The sequence below is a fragment of the uncultured Flavobacterium sp. genome (assembly GCF_937967675.1).
In the GTDB taxonomy this organism is placed as follows: Bacteria; Bacteroidota; Bacteroidia; order Flavobacteriales; family Flavobacteriaceae; genus Flavobacterium.
In genome coordinates this window covers 1-18287 of the sequence record NZ_CALBSN010000004.1, presented here as the reverse complement: position 1 = coordinate 18287, position 18287 = coordinate 1, and the positions used below count along the sequence as shown (strand labels likewise).

Annotated in this window: 10 protein-coding genes; 7 read left to right on the top strand and 3 right to left on the bottom strand. The window is 31.2% G+C overall.

The window, feature by feature from the left end; translation table 11 throughout:
- Nucleotides 1-47: 47 nt before the first annotated feature.
- From Q0075_RS00395 to Q0075_RS00385, 3 genes are all read right to left on the bottom strand, one after another.
- The gene (locus tag Q0075_RS00395) at nucleotides 48-1154 is read right to left on the bottom strand and encodes a choice-of-anchor D domain-containing protein (protein ID WP_297867790.1); all 1107 of its coding nucleotides are present in this window, start codon (nucleotides 1152-1154) and stop codon (nucleotides 48-50) included.
- 274 nt (nucleotides 1155-1428) lie between these two features.
- Nucleotides 1429-2376, bottom strand: a complete 948-nt coding sequence (locus Q0075_RS00390) for a tRNA-dihydrouridine synthase family protein (RefSeq protein ID WP_297867789.1) — start codon at nucleotides 2374-2376, stop codon at nucleotides 1429-1431.
- A gap of 27 nt (nucleotides 2377-2403) precedes the next feature.
- Nucleotides 2404-3087 carry a prolyl oligopeptidase family serine peptidase gene (locus Q0075_RS00385; protein WP_297867788.1) on the bottom strand — a complete coding sequence of 228 codons (684 nt, stop codon included), beginning with the start codon at nucleotides 3085-3087 and terminating at the stop codon, nucleotides 2404-2406.
- A gap of 910 nt (nucleotides 3088-3997) precedes the next feature.
- Between Q0075_RS00385 and Q0075_RS00380 the strand changes: the two genes are divergently transcribed.
- The 7 genes from Q0075_RS00380 to Q0075_RS00350 all read left to right on the top strand — a co-directional run bounded on the left by Q0075_RS00380 (nucleotide 3998) and on the right by Q0075_RS00350 (nucleotide 18189).
- A complete protein-coding gene (locus Q0075_RS00380) occupies nucleotides 3998-4231 on the top strand; it encodes a LuxR C-terminal-related transcriptional regulator (RefSeq protein WP_297867787.1) in 234 nt (77 codons plus the stop codon).
- 137 nt (nucleotides 4232-4368) lie between these two features.
- The gene (locus tag Q0075_RS00375; RefSeq protein WP_297867786.1) at nucleotides 4369-5883 is read left to right on the top strand and encodes a hypothetical protein; all 1515 of its coding nucleotides are present in this window, start codon (nucleotides 4369-4371) and stop codon (nucleotides 5881-5883) included.
- A 34-nt stretch (nucleotides 5884-5917) separates the two neighbouring features.
- Nucleotides 5918-12598 (top strand): T9SS type A sorting domain-containing protein, encoded by a 6681-nt coding sequence (locus Q0075_RS00370; protein WP_297867785.1) that lies wholly within the window; start codon nucleotides 5918-5920, stop codon nucleotides 12596-12598.
- 729 nt (nucleotides 12599-13327) lie between these two features.
- Entirely contained in the window at nucleotides 13328-14992 is a 1665-nt protein-coding gene (locus Q0075_RS00365) for a T9SS type A sorting domain-containing protein (RefSeq protein WP_297867784.1), read from the top strand.
- Nucleotides 14993-15062: 70 nt separating this feature from the next.
- The gene (locus Q0075_RS00360) at nucleotides 15063-15398 is read left to right on the top strand and encodes a hypothetical protein (protein ID WP_291109688.1); all 336 of its coding nucleotides are present in this window, start codon (nucleotides 15063-15065) and stop codon (nucleotides 15396-15398) included.
- A 3-nt stretch (nucleotides 15399-15401) separates the two neighbouring features.
- Nucleotides 15402-15746 (top strand): hypothetical protein, encoded by a 345-nt coding sequence (locus Q0075_RS00355; RefSeq protein WP_297867783.1) that lies wholly within the window; start codon nucleotides 15402-15404, stop codon nucleotides 15744-15746.
- Between the two features lie 1252 nt (nucleotides 15747-16998).
- Complete coding sequence (locus tag Q0075_RS00350; protein WP_297867782.1) at nucleotides 16999-18189, top strand: PD-(D/E)XK nuclease family protein; 1191 nt, start codon at nucleotides 16999-17001, stop codon at nucleotides 18187-18189.
- Nucleotides 18190-18287 lie beyond the last annotated feature (98 nt).

The window sequence follows — 18287 nt, the reverse complement described above, 5'->3', positions numbered from 1 at the left end:
ACTAATTTTTAGTGTTTTGAGCAACTTTTTTTATAATGCACTACGGGTTAATTTACTTTATTTCCATTTAAGGAATTGCAATTTGACTCTTCAATATTGTCTTTAATTCCATCATTATCATCATCTATGTCAATATTGTCAAAAATTCCATCATTGTCACTATCATAAAAAGTTTGAATTCCTTTTCCTGTAATGTCAAACAAAAACGGACTTACATCATCGCTGTTACTTGCAATAGATATTTGTGCAGTTTTAGTTCCAATAGAGCTTGGATTAAATTGTATTTGAAAAGTACTAGAATTGTTGATATTTATACTGCTATTCGGGTTTTGTATAACTGTAAAATCAGAACTTCCATTTATTTGTATGATTGGAGTTCCTGTTAAGTTAATTGTGTTTGAACCAATATTTTTAACACTAAAAGTTCTCAATACAGGATCAGAGATTATTTGAGTTTCACCAAAGTCACTTCCATAATTAGAGGTAGCTGAGGCATTATGTGGTATTACATTATTGTTAGTTCCAAGAATTTCTAAATGATTTCCTATAATATTTCCATACAAACTTACATTGTCAATGAAATAATAATCGGAGGTATTATTTGAACCATTTAATTCATCAAATCGGATTCTAATCTTAACTTGTGTGTTGCCATTTGGAATAGAAAATGTATAGGGTGATCCTACAGTATTACCACTACTTGCAGCATGATTGAACGCATAAACATCTGATGTAGTACTTGTTTTTCCATCAATTAGCTTTATTGATGTTGCATATGAAACGCCATTATCGTAAGAAATATCTAAAAATAAATCATCATTGTCGTCAGGAGTTCCATTTGATGAAAAATATAGATTTAAGATTACATTTGTATAATTGCTAATGTTTACGTTGTCAAAGCTTATGTAAGGATCGTCAGGTGTGCTACTGCTTGAGCCTCCTAGGCGTAATGAATTTGGTGATGAAAAATAGGTTGAAGAATTTACACCAATTGAGCCAGAATTTAAAGTTGAATTATAGTTCCAGTTATCCTCAGAACTACTGTCAAAACCTTGATAACTTATCTGTTTTTGAGATAAAACAACAAAAAAATTTAAAATGAAAATTAAATTTAATACTAAATTTAGCTTTCTAGATGAGCCTTCTTTTTTCATAATTTTATTTCTTTAATTAAAAGTTTAGTTCATTACTTTTATCGGGGGAAGAAATTTATTTTATGGCAAATAATTGAAAACTACAGTTGAAGGAGTATATAATTTTATATAATAATTGCTTTTAAGCAAATTAAATTACATATAAATTTATTGAAAAATTACACAATATTAAATAGATAATTAATAACCGTTATGTTTTTATTAATAACTGATGAAGACTAATGATTAGATGAATATATAATGGTTGTTGGGATATTAAAAAATTGATTACTAGTTATTTAGTGTTTTTAAATATTTCTTTAACAATTTTTTCGTAATTTTTAGCATTGCCTGCTTTTTTAATTTTTTTATAGGTTTTTTGAGGATCAGAAAAAGATTCTGAAAAGTACTCCCAAAAGCCAAGCATTTTCATTCGAATAGGGGTAGGACCTTGTAAATACGCATCGTATTCTCGGTAAATTTCGTCATGAAACGCTTCGAAAATTTCAAATCTTTTTTTGGGATATTCCGTTGTATTGTTTTTAATCATAAACGGTAGAAATGGATCGGCAATTAAACCTCTTCCAATCATCCAATGGTCGATGGAAGGAAATTGTTCTTGTAATTCTTTAAATTTAGTTACCGAAGTAATATCTCCATTATAATAAATTTTATGTTTTGTATGGTTTAAGCATTTTTGAAATGATTCTAAATCTACACCACCCTTATATAATTGTTTTCCAATTCGGGCATGAATTGCAATGTTTTTAATTGGATATTGATCTAAAATAGGAAAAACCTCTAAAATTTCAGTTGGATTTTCATAACCCATCCGCATTTTCATCGAAACAATTATATCCGTTTCATTGTGAACGCGTTTTAAAATATGTTCAATTTGTGAAGTATTGCTAATTAATCCTGAACCCATTCCGCATTTTGCAACCATAGGATAGGGACAACCTAAATTCCAATTTAATTCTTTGTAACCAAATTGCTGCACATATTTTGCGACGAATAAAAATTCTTCTGCATCATTGGTAATAATTTGCGGAATAACTTCTAAAGTATTATTGTTTTCTGGAAGAATATCACGTTCATACGACCCTTTTACGACTAATTTCCCGTTTAACTTAATATAAGGAGAATAAAATGTATCAATTCCGCCAAAATATTTGTGAAAAGCATTTCGAAATCTAAAATCGGTAAATCCTTGTAAAGGTGAAGATAATAATGTGATATTCATTCGGCAAAGATAAGCCAAAGAATCTGATTAGTTTCTTTTCTGTTTAAATAACCAATCATATATAGCGTCCTCATGGAAAAGGCGTTCCACATTACCATGATTTCCACCTTTTATTATGGTAAAAGTAACATCGGCATTTTCATTACATTTTTTTATAGCATCTACTACTTTTTTTGATTCCGACATTGGAACAATATAATCTACATCGCCATGTTGAATCCAAAGAGGAATAGTAGCTAATTTGCAGCCATCACTAACATTTCCACCACCACAAATAGCTACTGCAGCAGTAATTTTATCGGCATGTTTTCCAGCAAAATGTAATGTCCCATATCCACCTAAGCTCATGCCACAAACATAAATTCTAGATTCGTCTACGTTATAATTTTTCTTTACGTATTCTAAAACTTCTAAGACTTTATCTGGATTCCAGTTTCCTTTCGCTAATTGAGGAGCAATAACAATACCAGGAATTTTTTTGCCTTTATCCATAGCATATAAAACACCATAGCGTCTTACCCTATTTAAATCTGTCCCTGATAAACTTTTTCCGTGAAGAAATATTAGGACAGGTTGTTTTTCTATTTTTTCTTTTTCTGGAACATTAATCCAAAATGGATAAGAGGTTTTGTTTTTTATAGTTTTTAATTGGGAATAGCTTAAAGAACAAATGAATATAGATAAAAATATAAAAAGTTTTTTTAATTTCATTATCAATGGATTAGAGGGTTTTAAGATGTAAACGGAAATGTAACCAAAAACATGCCGTTGTATTTTTTTTAATTTTTTTCTGCTTTTACGAGTGTAAAATCTCTTTATTATTCGTAAATCGTGTTTGATAATTTGTAATGAAGAAAAAAATAAACAATACATCAAAAATACATAATACAATTATACTAATAGAACCTTTTTTTGTTTTATTTTTGAAATTCAAATACGGGTGGTATGTATAGCGGATTTAAATTTCAAATTTTCTCTAATGATTATTATAAAAATATAAGAAGATATTTAATTTTTTTATCTTTTATATATTTATACTACTTTTTAATATTTTTTTTATATGATGGGTTATCAATTTATAGTCTAATTCATTTAGCAACATTTATTTTTACTTTTTCAGCAATTTTTGTCATTAAGTTTTTTTCTTTCACTCTTAATAATTTAAAGATTCTCGCACTATTTTTTATTATTTACTTAAATTTTTTTACATTATTTAGTTGCTTACTCTTTAAATTTTATTATTAACAATGCTTTTTTCCAGTTTACCATTATTACTAGCATCCCTCTAATATTTGATTTAAAAACAGATAAAATTAAAATTTTAATCATCATACTTATCACTTTTTTAATTTTTGTATTACTTGGTTTTTCAGAAATTTATTTTAAAGAAACTAGTCAAAATATAAACATAAATATCGATTTACACAATATTTCTGCAATTTTAACCTGTTTATTAGTTATTAGTTATAATTTAATATTTTTATATCAGAGAGAGCATCATAATTCTAAAATTGTTTTTAATAAAGTATTAAATACAACTTCGGAAAGTAAGGTTCAAAATTTAAACAGTAAAGATTTAGAAGAACTTATTGAAATTGCAAAAATTAATAACATATTGTTTTTGGAAAAATTTGAAATTATTTATCCTGATTTTTTTAATTCAGAGCTATTTTATGATAAAGATTTAACGGTTAATGAACTTTATATATGTGCACTCACTAAACTAGGACTCAATACAAAGGATATTGCTCAAATTTCAAATACAACTCCTAAATCTGTTGAAAGCAGAAAATATAGAATAAAGAAAAAACTAAATTTAACAGAAAAATTCAGTGTTTATTTTATTTCTTCTTAGTAAAAATAAAATCCCATTTACTTCCCTCAAAAACACGTAAAATTATTTTGCGTGTTTTTGAGGGTTTTTTTATTTCACCTGTTTTGTACTGCCTACATATATTTGCGGTGTTTTAATCCCTACAACCCCTGCAAAACATGTGTAAAAAATCAATTCTCTCTATTCTGCTCTTATTTATATTTGAATTTTCTTTTAGTCAAGTTGGGATTGCTACAGTTACACCTGAAGCAACTCTGGATGTAAGAGCTAAAAATCATACTACCACTCCAGGAACCGTTGATCCTGGTGATGGAATTCTTGTGCCCAGAGTTAACTCCTTATCTGTAAATGGTACTGTAAATGGTCAATTGGTGTATTTGATTGCCGATTCTGGTACTTTTACAAGAGGATTTCATTATTGGAATGGTACTGCTTGGATACCTGTGTCTGGAATTGCTGATGGTGATGCTTGGGCAGTAACAGGTGAAGACGTTACCTCTAATATAGGTAGAAGTGGTAGTGTCGCGGTTGGAAGTGCAATTCCTAATGCTTATGCCAAACTTGATGTGTCATCTGTTAACCAAGGGATATTAATACCGCGAATTAATCTAACTTCTCGCACTTTAGATTTAAACTCTGATGGCGATGGTTTAGTTTCAAACCAGCCTGTTGGTTTAATCATTTACAATATTGGAACAATTTTTACACAAGGTTTGTACTTTTGGAATGGAACGGAATGGAGAAAATTTGACAATTCTTCATTAACTCCTCCTGCTATAGCTACACTTTTGTGTTCGAATGCTACTCTTGAACCACAATCTTATACTAGTGGAACACCTTATGTTGGAAATTTAAAAGTACCTTACACTGGTGGCAATGGAGGTACCTATGATGCTGGTGCTACTGTGACGGTAAATGGATTACAATTTGTATTGAGAGCTGGTACACTAAATTTTGGTAGTGGTGAATTAATCTTTTCGGTAACTGGAACTCCTACTGTATCATCTCCTACATCTACTTCTATAAATATACAAGGCGCATCAGGAAATAATTTAGTTCCTTTTTTAACAGCAGCACAATCTTGTACAGCTGTTGTTGGAAATTCTAGTAATGCTGAAATAAAAGAAGTTGCTTTTGCAGGTCCTTTGACTCTTGTTAGTACACCAAGAGTTGGTTATGAATTTGTTGGTACTACTCCAGATGGAAAGTTTTCTGCTCGATTTTTTATCTACCAAGGCGGTACATATCCAGAAACAAATGTTCAGCTAAGGTACAACACCGCTGGTACTTCAGATATAGACATTATACAGAATACTTACACGATTTGGAATGGTGCTGTTAGCGGAACCGCTGCGAATAATCAAGTGAGAATGACTCGAAATGCCTGGGTTGGGCAATATGCAGGTAGTAGTGCACTTGTTACAGCAACGGTGCAAAATGCTTCTAATTTTACAAATTGGGGTGATCCTGGCGTTTACTACAGCAATTTGCCAGAAATACAGTATGTCAACTGGTCATCTGCAGATCCAAATGATAAAACATTTTATCAACTAGAAATGTCCATTGCAGTTCAAAACCCTGTACCAGCCACTGTAAATGTTTCTACTTGCCCAGGCGGTACATGCAATGGTTCAAAAGCCTACATTAGAATTAGGCAAGTAAAAGCTTTTTAATTTTTAATCAAAATATTAATTAAATTTTTTAACAATGAAAAACAAAATTATTTTTAATTTAAAACTGAATACCAATTATTTACGACATCGATTATCGTATTTATTTATGGTTCTCTTATTTTCAGTTTTTACCTTTGCTCAAGCTCCAGGTGGTGTTACAAGTGGTTTAGCTGCTTGGCATAGAGCAGATGTGGGAGTGTTTTCCAATGCTGGAACAACACCAGCAGTTGATGGAAGTACTATTCAACAATGGAATGATTTTAATAATAACGGTGTAAATCTTTCACAAGCAACCGCTGCTGCAAGACCAACTTACACACCAAATGTTTTATTAAATTTTAACCCAACTGTAAGGTTTTTTAATACAGGAACAAAACAATATATGTCTTATTTGTTTTCTGGGCCCGCTACTGCAAAATCACAGGGAACTTTGTATTTTGCTTCTAAACAAGCTAGTACCACTCTTGATTCAGGGATAATGGGTTTTGGAGATGTTATGAATTATCCTGGAGTTTACTCCTTTGGTACTAACCAATACGTTTTTTTTCAAGGCGCAAATTCAATACTATCAAACAATATTGATATTAACATACCTAATATTGTTGGGGCAGCATGGCAAAATGGTTTGGGTAGTACTGCTGCTAATTTGCTTGTAAATACAAGATACAACGGTTTTACTCAATCTTTCAATAATGTCGGAAATATAACATTTGCAGACAATATTTACAGAGTGGGTGGTGATAGCGATTATGGTACGGCATATAACGGTAATATTGGTGAATTTATTTACTACTCAAGACAGATTACCCCAGCTGAACAAAATAGAATTGATAGTTACTTAGCTTTAAAATATGGAACAACATTACGTAGTGTCAATTTTACTACCGGTACTTTTGACTACTTGAATTCATCAGGTAATGTAGTTTGGTCCGCTAGTACTAATTCTGGTTACACTAACAACATAGCTGGTATCGCCCGTGATAATGCCTCAGGATTGCATCAAAAACAATCTATGAGTAGCAACACTGGTAGTCAAGTTTTAATTGGGAATGGTACTACATTATTTAATACCAATCCAGCAAACACAAATGATTTAGCAGACGGTCAATTCTTGATATGGGGTGATAATGGAGGTTCAAAGACTCTTAACACTGCGGTTCCTGGTTCTACAAATGTACCGTTGAGATTTGGTGCAATTTGGAGAGTTCAAAATACAGGTTCAGTAGGAACTGTTACTGTTGCTTGGCCTGCAGCAGATGCAATAAGTAATTTAAATTTAATAAAATCTAACGATGCAACTTTTAACTCCTCTGATACATTTATAGAGCTTACAGGTAACGTAACTTTAAATGGCGTTTCATATTTAACAGCTACAGTTACATTTAACGATGGTGAATATTTTTCCTTTGGAGGTAGTATTCCTGTACCAGGAGGCGTAGCTAATGGTTTAGCACTTTGGTATGACGCCGGTGTAAATGCAACCCTTACAACTTGGGGAGCAAAAAATACAACTTTCAATTTAACAGAAACAGGTACAGGTTCTCCAACTTTAAATTCTGGAAGTGCTGTAACTAATTTTAATCCTTATTACACTTTTCCAACGCAAGGTGGAGGTGCTGGTTCTAACTTTTATGGCTTATTACCAGCTACAGGTTCACTCTCTCCTGCCTCACTTGGACGTCTGTACACATCCTTTGGTGTAGCTTCTAAATCTCAAGATATTGATCCTACATATAATCACATTTTAAGGTTTAGTACCTCAACAAACGGGAGTGGTACGCATCGTTTCTCTATAGGAATTAATAAAGATGGTGGTGGTGTAGATCGTGCTATTTTTTGGTTTAACAACGGTGGAGGAACTCAATTGAGAGCCCATCCAGGTGTTCTTACTGCAAATCAGCTCTATTTAATTTCTGGTCAAATAACAAGTGCAACTGGTACTAATAATAAACTTGTTGGTTTAAACGGTAACTTCGTATCTTTTACAGATAACATTACAGCTGATGTATATGATTATATCAAAATTGGGGGTAATTCATTTGGTCTTGCTGGAAATATTCCTGAGGTTATCTATTACAACTCAAGTTTAACAAATATTGAGCGTGATAGAGTTAATTCATATCTCGGTATCAAGTACGGTCTAACATTATCACATGATTATATCGCATCAAATGGAACAACATCTATTTGGTCGATTACTGAAAATCCAACATTTAACAATAATATTACTGTAATTGGACGTGATAATGTTTCTGGACTAACACAAAAACAATCAAAATCGGTAAGTCCTTCAAGTTTAGTAACGATCAGCAAAGCTGCAATTACAGCAACTAACAGTGCTAACACCAGTACTTTTACCAACTTAGATTTTTTAGCTTTTGGTAATACAACTGCTGCTTTCAATACTTTTTCTACAACGGGAGCACCTTATTTGCGCCAACGAATTGCAAGAACTTGGTATGTTAAAGAAACAGGTACTGATGCTACCTATACTATTAGTGTTCCTGCAAGTACATCGTCTTTAGCTTCTAAATTGCCTGCTCAATTAGGTGCGATTTATTTAATTATGGATGCTGATGGTGATTTTACTTCTGGTTCAACAGAAGTTCAAATGACTTTAGTAGGAACAGATTGGGTGGCTACAAATGTTGACTTAGACAATAATCAATATTTCACTTTTGGCACTCAAGTTAATGTTCTTACTCAAATAGGTCAAGAAGCAGATAATACTTCTGCCGCTTCAACTGTTACAGTAGCACAAATGCAAACTATTTCTCCTGCAATTACAGGATTAGTAGCAGGTAACCAAACTGCATACCAAGATTTTATTGACGCTAATCCAAACTTGTTCTCATCACCAGCAACTGCTGCAGAGGTTCAAGCGATGGTAAATGCGGTTAATGCTTCACAAAGTGTATTAGCACAAATTGGTAATGAAGGAGATGCACCAGATACAGTAAACTCAGTGGTAACCGTAGCACAAATGCAAACTATCTCTCCTGCAATTACAGGATTAGTAGCAGCAAATGAATCAGCTTACCAAGATTATATAGATGCGAATCCAAACTTGTTCTCATCTCCAGCTACGGTTGCAGAGGTTCAAGCGATGGTAAATGCGGTAAATGCTTCACAAAGTGTATTAGCACAAATCGGAAACGAAGGAGATTTACCAAATACGGTTCCTTCAGTAGTAACAGTTGCTCAAATCAACTCGATTTCACCAGCTATTACAGGAGCAATCGTAGCAAATCAATCGGCTTATCAAGCGTATATTGATGCGAATCCAAACTTGTTCTCATCGCCAGCAACACAAGCGGAAGTACAAGCGATGGTAAATGCGGTAAATGCATCACAAAGTGTATTAGCACAAATTGGTAATGAAGGTGATGCACCGGATACCGTAAACTCAGTGGTAACCGTAGCACAAATGCAAACTATCTCTCCTGCAATTACAGGATTAGTAGCAGCAAATGAATCAGCTTACCAAGATTATATCGATGCTAACCCTAACTTGTTCTCATCTCCAGCTACGGTTGCAGAGGTTCAAGCAATGGTAAATGCGGTGAATGCTTCACAAAGTGTTTTAGCACAAATCGGAAACGAAGGAGATTTACCAAATACGGTTCCTTCAGTAGTAACAGTTGCTCAAATCAACTCGATTTCACCAGCTATTACAGGAGCAATCGTAGCAAATCAATCGGCTTATCAAGCGTATATTGATGCGAATCCAAACTTGTTCTCATCGCCAGCAACACAAGCGGAAGTACAAGCAATGGTAAATGCAGTAAATGCATCTCAAAGTGTATTAGCACAAATCGGAAATGAAGGAGACGCACCAGATACAGTAAATTCTGTAGTAACGGTAGCACAAATGCAAACCATTTCTCCTGCAATTACAGGATTAGTAGCAGCAAATGAATCTGCTTACCAAGATTATATAGATGCGAATCCAAACTTGTTCTCGTCACCAGCAACAGCTGCGGAGGTTCAAGCAATGGTAAATGCAGTAAATGCTTCACAAAGTGTATTAGCACAAATCGGAAACGAAGGAGATTTACCAAATACGGTTCCTTCAGTAGTAACAGTTGCTCAAATCAACTCGATTTCACCAGCTATTACAGGAGCAATCGTAGCAAATCAATCGGCTTATCAAGCGTATATTGACGCTAACCCTAACTTGTTCTCATCGCCAGCAACAGCTGCAGAGGTTCAAGCAATGGTAAATGCAGTAAATGCATCTCAAAGTGTATTGGCACAAATAGGAAATGAAGGAGATGCACCAGATACAGTAAACTCTGTAGTAACGGTAGCACAAATGCAAACCATTTCACCAGCTATCACTGGCTTAGTAGCGGGTAACCAAACTGTATACCAAGATTATATTGATGCTAATCCTAACTTGTTCTCATCACCAGCAACAGCTGCAGAGGTTCAAGCAATGGTAAATGCGGTGAATGCTTCACAAAGTGTTTTAGCACAAATCGGAAATGAAGGAGACGCACCAGATACAGTAAATTCTGTAGTAACGGTAGCACAAATGCAAACCATTTCACCAGCTATCACTGGCTTAGTAGCGGGTAACCAAACTGTATACCAAGATTATATTGATGCTAATCCTAACTTGTTCTCATCACCAGCAACAGCTGCAGAAGTTCAAGCGATGGTAAATGCGGTAAATGCATCACAAAGTGTATTAGCACAAATTGGTAATGAAGGTGATGCACCGGATACCGTAAACTCAGTGGTAACCGTAGCACAAATGCAAACTATCTCTCCTGCAATTACAGGATTAGTAGCAGCAAATGAATCAGCTTACCAAGATTATATCGATGCTAACCCTAACTTGTTCTCATCTCCAGCTACGGTTGCAGAGGTTCAAGCAATGGTAAATGCGGTGAATGCATCTCAAAGTGTATTAGCACAAATCGGAAATGAAGGAGACGCACCAGATACAGTAAATTCTGTAGTAACGGTAGCACAAATGCAAACCATTTCACCAGCTATCACTGGCTTAGTAGCGGGTAACCAAACTGTATACCAAGATTATATTGATGCTAATCCAAACTTGTTCTCATCACCAGCAACTGCTGCAGAGGTTCAAGCGATGGTAAATGCGGTAAATGCTTCACAAAGTGTATTAGCACAAATCGGAAACGAAGGAGATTTACCAAATACGGTTCCTTCAGTAGTAACAGTTGCTCAAATCAACTCGATTTCACCAGCTATTACAGGAGCAATCGTAGCAAATCAATCGGCTTATCAAGCGTATATTGATGCGAATCCAAACTTGTTCTCGTCACCAGCAACAGCTGCGGAGGTTCAAGCAATGGTAAATGCAGTAAATGCATCTCAAAGTGTATTAGCACAAATCGGAAATGAAGGAGACGCACCAGATACAGTAAATTCTGTAGTAACGGTAGCACAAATGCAAACCATTTCACCAGCTATCACTGGCTTAGTAGCAGGTAATGAGTTAGCATACCAAGATTATATTGATGCTAATCCTAACTTGTTCTCATCGCCAGCAACAGCTGCAGAGGTTCAAGCGATGGTAAATGCTGTAAATGGAGCTTCGAGTGTGTTAGTACAAATTGGAAACGAAGGAGATTCTCCAAACGTAGTTACTTCAGTAGTAACAGTTGCTCAAATCAACTCGATTTCACCAGCTATTACAGGAGCAATCGTAGCAAATCAATCGGCTTATCAAGCGTATATTGACGCTAACCCTAACTTGTTCTCATCGCCAGCAACAGCTGCAGAGGTACAAGCGATGGTAAATGCGGTAAATGCTTCACAAAGTGTATTAGCACAAATAGGAAATGAAGGAGATGTGCCAGATACAGTAAACTCTGTGGTTACTGTTGGTCAATTGCAAACCATTGCACCAGCTATCACAGGATTAGTAACAGGTAATGAGTCAGCATACCAAGATTATATTGATGCTAACCCTAACTTGTTCTCATCACCAGCAACAGCTGCAGAGGTTCAAGCGATGGTAAATGCGGTGAATGCTTCACAAAGTGTATTAGCACAGATTGGAAACGAAGGAGATGCACCTGATACAGTAAGTTCTGTGGTTACTGTTGGTCAATTGCAAACCATTTCACCAGCTATCACTGGTTTAGTAGCAGGTAATGAGTCAGCATACCAAGCTTATATTGATGCTAACCCTAACTTGTTCTCATCACCAGCAACAGCTGCAGAGGTACAAGCGATGGTAAATGCGGTGAATGCTTCACAAAGTGTTTTAGCACAAATAGGTATTGAGGCAGATGCATCTAATATTAGTTCTGTAGTAACAGTTGCACAGATTAATACAATTTCACCAGTTATTATTGGAGCTATAGTAACAAATGAGTCAGCTTATCAAGCTTATATTGATGCCAATCCAAACTTGTTCTCATCACCAGCAACAGCTGCAGAGGTTCAAGCGATGATAAATATTGTTAATGCATTATCAAATGATAGTTTTGATTATGAAAATAATATTATGGTATATCCTAATCCTGCATCAAATTATTTTATTGTGAAGTTGAATTTTGATGTTGAAAATAGCGAAATAAATGTTTTTGATATTAATGGTAGAATAGTTCACAAACAAAGTATTGGTTCAGGAGAAACACAAATTTCAATTGATAATTTACAGGATGGAATTTATTTATTAAACATAATTATTGATAACAAAGTGTTTTATAAAAAGATAGTTAAAAAGTAGTTAAGTTGATTGAATTCAAGCTACTTAATTTATTTGAGTAGCTTGTTTTTTTATTTGAATTTAAATTTATCATATGTTTTTTTTTAAGTTATTTTTCAAAGAAAAAAGTTTTGTTATTAAAGATGATTTTCTTGAAATGAAAAATTTTTATGATAATCTAATTAAAATAAAAAAAAACAGACCTTATTTTAATATTGAACTTGTGATGATAAAAGTTTATGGAATTGAAAAATATAAGCAATTTAAAAGTCAAATAGAGTAGGGAGAACTCTTTTGTATTTCTTAAAATACAAAAAGAATAAAATTACTGGGGGGTAGTTTTATATAAATTAGATTTGGGCAATATTTATTTCTCCCCTCTATTTGATATTTTAAATATTAATTAATTGTCTGTAAAAAATAAGTCAAATAGAAGTAGGAGAATTTTAAATTGAGTTATAATATTATTATTGTAAAATCTGGGGAGTGTCTTACAAAAATATTATGCCAATTTTTATTCTCCTTACTATTTGATTATCAAAAGTAGTTGATTTAAAATGATTCTGCTAAAATTATAACTAAAGTTTAAATATTTTGTTTATGTTGTGTTTATTTATTAATAGTCAAAAAAAAATATTTTTAATATTTTTAAATTTATCTTTTTTTTATTTGAGTTCACAAATTTATGTTGAATCAAATTCATATATCTATTCTAATAATTCTTTTATTTATACAAAGCAGAATTTAAACTTGAATGGTAATATCTTTCTTAGAAATCAATCTCAATTGCTGCAAGGAACTACAGGTACCGGTTCAAATGTTGGTTTAGGGAGTGTTTCCATTTTTCAAGAAGGAACAGTAAATAATTACCAATACAATTATTGGTGTTCACCAGTTGGTATACCTTCGTTATCATCAGGTAATAAGAATTTTGGTATTTCAAGGTTGTTTCAACCTACAGGATTAATTTCGAGTTCTAATAGTATAATAACAAATAATTTAGATGGAATTTCAAATCCCCTGACAATTTCACAGTACTGGATTTATACTTTTACTACATCCAATACTTATTCCCAGTGGAATTATGTAGGTTCAAATAATTTAATTTTACCTGGTTTTGGTTTTACAATGAAAGGTACTTCTGGGACAGATAGCTTAATTGTGGATATAAACGATGGTATTCAAAATAATTCAGGGAGTAATCAAAGATATGATTTTAGGGGCGTTCCTAATGATGGCACAATAACACTTCCTGTAACATCTGGTAATTTTACCTTAATTGGTAATCCTTATCCTAGTTCAATTGATTTGAATTCTTTTTTATTAGATCCATTAAATTCTAGTTTGATAAATGGTCAAGTATACTTTTGGGAACAAGTTCCAGTTAATTCTCACTATTTAAATGCGTATAGTGGAGGGTATGGTATTTATACTCCAGGAGCTGGATATACACCAGCAGCGTTTTGGAATTTTGATTCCTCAGGTAATTATGAAACAAATTTAAGTACTTCTGGAGCATTTTATGAAAGAAGATTTTCCCCTGTTGGTCAAGGCTTTATGGTGAAAGGAACTGCAAATGGTAATTTAACTATGAAAAATTCCTACAGAGTTTATAGAAGAGAAGGAGCTATTACTAATTCAGAATTTGCTCGCGAAAGTAATTCAGAATATTTTGAATCAATTCCCAATTTAGCAGGAATTGATTATACCCAAGTAAAAAAGGGTTTTGTACCTCAGATGAGAATTCATGCTATGTATAATAATGGTGGAATAAGACCAACTACACTAGGTTTTGATTCCAATACGACCGATGGATTTGATTATGGATTTGATGGTGTTTCATCATCAAGAGAATCTGCTGAATTTTATTACATATTAAATGATTCAGATAAAGAATTTATAATTAATGTTACAAACTTTGATATAAATAAAAGAATACCTGTAGGATTTAGATGTCAAGCTCAAACAAATTTCAAAATAAAAGTAGTTGATGTTTTATATGGCTTTGATAGTAGCCAAAAAGTTTACATTCATGATAAGGAAACTAATATTTATTATGATATTAAAGACCATATGTTTGAGGTAACTTTACCCGCTGGTGATAATAAAACTAGATTTGAGATTACATTTAATACCACGAATGATATATTATCATCACCCCAAGAAGAACATTCTATTTTGCAAGTTTTTCAAGATACCACTTTAGAATTATTGAAAATAATTAACCCTGAAAAAAAAGAAATCATTTCTTTTGAATTATACGATACAACAGGAAAGCTTGTTATTTCAAATAAATATTTAGATTTCAATTCTGAGATAAGCATTTCCACGTCAAATTTAAGTACTGGTTTATACATTGTAAAAATTAAAACTATTGATGGATTAATTACAAATGATAAAATCATAATAAATTAAATTTTTATAGTTGTTATTTTGGTTTGATTAATAAATTTTTTTTATAGCCTTTTTGTTTTAATAATTGTTTATGAGAAAGATTTTAGTATATGATGATAAAAATTATATTTATCGATTAATCAAATTTAATATAGAGTCAGAAGAAATTCAGGTTACAAGAATAAAAAAAAACTATTTCCCAAATGTAAGTTTAAGCTCTTTTGATTATATATTTTTTGTTTATTATAACGAATTTAATATTATAGATTTTATAGATTATTTTGAAGTTAATAAGAATATAATTGTTCTATATGAGAATCATTTATTTCTTGAAGTGTTTTCTAATACAAAGACTGTTTTTCCAACAATTAATTTAAATCTACACAAACGAGAAATTATTTTATTGATAAATGAAATTATTAGTTGATTTATGAGCTTTTATATTATTGATAATAGAGATACAATTAAAATTCATTCTGACTATTTCGAAATTTTCAACACAAAAATTTGTTATAAAATTGACACATTTAATATTTACAATTATGATAAAAAATTTAGTGTTTATGTATTAGTGTATGAATATAACGATTTTTTTACATATTTCAGATTGCTTGATGCTGGTGTACTCAACCTAAAAGTGGTAATTGTCAATCCATATTTCAAGAAAATTTTGAAAAGAACGAAAAATATCTTTTATGTAGATATTTATCGTTTTCAAAAAGATATAACAAAATTCATAGGAACAGATAATAAAAAAACTTTATATACAATTTAGTAATTCATCTGATTTTAGAATAAAATCAATAACAATTTCAAAATAAGTAATTAAAAGAACACTAAATTATGTTGCTTATTTGTGAAATTAAATTTTAAAAATACTACAATTAGTTAAATTTCTTCAAATTGTTTCGGTTTCTTCTTCTTCAAAATCTTATCTTTCTAACCAATATACATCTTAAGGAAGTATATTGATATTCCTTTCTTAATTTATTTAAATTTCAGGGATTTTTTGTAATTTAAGGTTTCTGTTAATTTTAATCTCTTTTTAATAAATACCTTGAATCGTATGCGATTTTCTTTTACAAGTTTATAATGTTGTAAGAAATGAATTTATCATTTAAAGCGAGTCTTTTTTTGTCCAAATATTTAAAATGATATAAGTAAGAGAGTGTTCTTTTTCTTTAAAATCGTGATCAAAACCGTGTTCATTTTTCAAATATCGTGAAATTTTTGGCATAAAAAAACGGATTAGTAAACACTAATCCGTTGATTTTAAAATACTTGTTTTTCGTAGCGAAGACGGGAGTTGAACCCGTGACCTCAGGGTTATGAATCGTGATATTTTGGTTATATATCACTGATAATCAATTTTTTATAAAAATTATTATTCGGATTTTAACCGTTTTTAACCGTTTTACCCGACACCAAACCCGACACCATTACCCGACACCAAAAAATTGAGGTCTAGTGAACTACAAATATGAATATTATTAATTTTAACTTAAAATCATTTATTGAATTATTAATCACCCCTAATACTCAGTAATATCAAAGCATAATAATTTTAAATAACTTCCCCACCACTCTTGTAGTAATGAATGTTAATTTATCAGACTTTACAATCCTTATTTAATTAATGATTGTTAAATCTTTTCTCAATAACAATTAACAGTATAGCTGAAATAAATTCATTCTCCAATTGTATATGAAAATTTTTGGTTTAAGATAACGCTTTATCGGCCTAGCCTTTAATTGACCTTTACTCATAAAAAATATTTTTCTTTAAATTCCAATCTTAATATTAGGATTTTTATCAAAAGAAAACTCTATAAAATTGCGAATTTTACCTAAATTTTAACTTTTAAAATTTATAATTTAGGTATATATTATTTCATATCTTGTTGTAATATTTAAAATTAACTCCATAGAAAAATCTTATTGGCCTATAAATTATCTACTATTTAATAATCAAAGTAAAAAAAAATAGAACAAATAATAAATTAATTATATTTGTTTTAAAAACAAAAATGGATATAGATAAAAACATCAAAGAACTTAAAAATAACTTTTTATTTCAAGCATCATTAGGGTCAAAAGAACTATTTCATAGTAATTTTTTAGTTTGGTTACTTGGACAAAAAAATTCTATTGGAGAATATGAGACTTTAAAAATCTTTATTGAAAATTATATTGAATTAGAGTTTACAGACTCAGACGAATCAATTCAGATTGTTAGAGAAGAAAAAAATATTGACATTGTCATAAAATGGAAAACTAAGAATAAATGGAACTTAGTATTTATAGAAAATAAAATGAAAAGTATTCCAACTGAAGGACAATTAGAAGATTACAATAATAAAATTTCTAAAATAAAAAAAATAGATAAATGTGAAGTTAACAAAATAAAAAAATATTTACTTACACCTCTACCATCAAGTATTGTAAAAAATGAGACAACTGTGCAATGGGAACAAATGACTTATTCTAAAGAAATTATTTGCTTCCTAAATGATATTAAAAAATTGAATTATGAGATAGAAGATTTACCACTCTTAATTGAAAAATATATTTCCTTTATTGAAAATCAAAATTTAATTTTTAAACACTTTGGTCTTGGTGATGATGATACTTTTCTCAATTTGAGTTATAATTTTTATTTTAAAAATAATGCAGCAATGAAAAGTATCAGAGATTTGAGATTACACGATATGATATTAAAAAATATACACAATAAAATTGGAGTGATTATTGGCTCAAAAATTAAAAATAGTGAAGTTATAATTTCATCTGATTTTTCAAGGTCTACTGGAATAACAAACGTTTTTTATAATATTTTTGACAACAAGTATTTTATTGGTATTCAAATTCAAGGTAGTACACTAAAACATTGTTTTTATTGTACAGATGTTAAGCACAATAAAATAAATATTGAAATATCAAAGAAGTTAGCAAAAGAAAAATTATGGTTTAATGATTTTTCAATTAATCCACCCATTTTATTGTCAGGAAAAGGACAAGATAAAAATAATAATAATTTAAAAATTGACGAAAAAACTACTTTTTGCGAATATAGCAATGGGCATTTTATTTATTTAACTAAATCCATAAGTGAGTTTTCAAATAGAAGCATGAATGACTTAATTAATTTTATGTTACAAGAAATGAATTATGCTTTTAAAAATGAAAATGAAATTATAAAAATTATTAAACAGTTTTAAAATGCATTACCTCTCCAAATCCGATTTCAAGGTTGCTCAAACCTGTCCAACCAAGCTGTATTACAAGAAGAATAAATATCCAAGTTTAAATGAGGAAA

Coding starts and splice junctions, on each gene's coding strand:
- Q0075_RS00360 (WP_291109688.1), top strand. CDS start 15,063: ATGAGAAAGATTTTAGTATATGATGATAAAAATTATATTTATCGATTA.
- Q0075_RS00385 (WP_297867788.1), bottom strand. CDS start 3,087: ATGAAATTAAAAAAACTTTTTATATTTTTATCTATATTCATTTGTTCT.
- Q0075_RS00395 (WP_297867790.1), bottom strand. CDS start 1,154: ATGAAAAAAGAAGGCTCATCTAGAAAGCTAAATTTAGTATTAAATTTA.
- Q0075_RS00390 (WP_297867789.1), bottom strand. CDS start 2,376: ATGAATATCACATTATTATCTTCACCTTTACAAGGATTTACCGATTTT.
- Q0075_RS00350 (WP_297867782.1), top strand. CDS start 16,999: ATGGATATAGATAAAAACATCAAAGAACTTAAAAATAACTTTTTATTT.
- Q0075_RS00375 (WP_297867786.1), top strand. CDS start 4,369: ATGTGTAAAAAATCAATTCTCTCTATTCTGCTCTTATTTATATTTGAA.
- Q0075_RS00355 (WP_297867783.1), top strand. CDS start 15,402: ATGAGCTTTTATATTATTGATAATAGAGATACAATTAAAATTCATTCT.
- Q0075_RS00370 (WP_297867785.1), top strand. CDS start 5,918: ATGAAAAACAAAATTATTTTTAATTTAAAACTGAATACCAATTATTTA.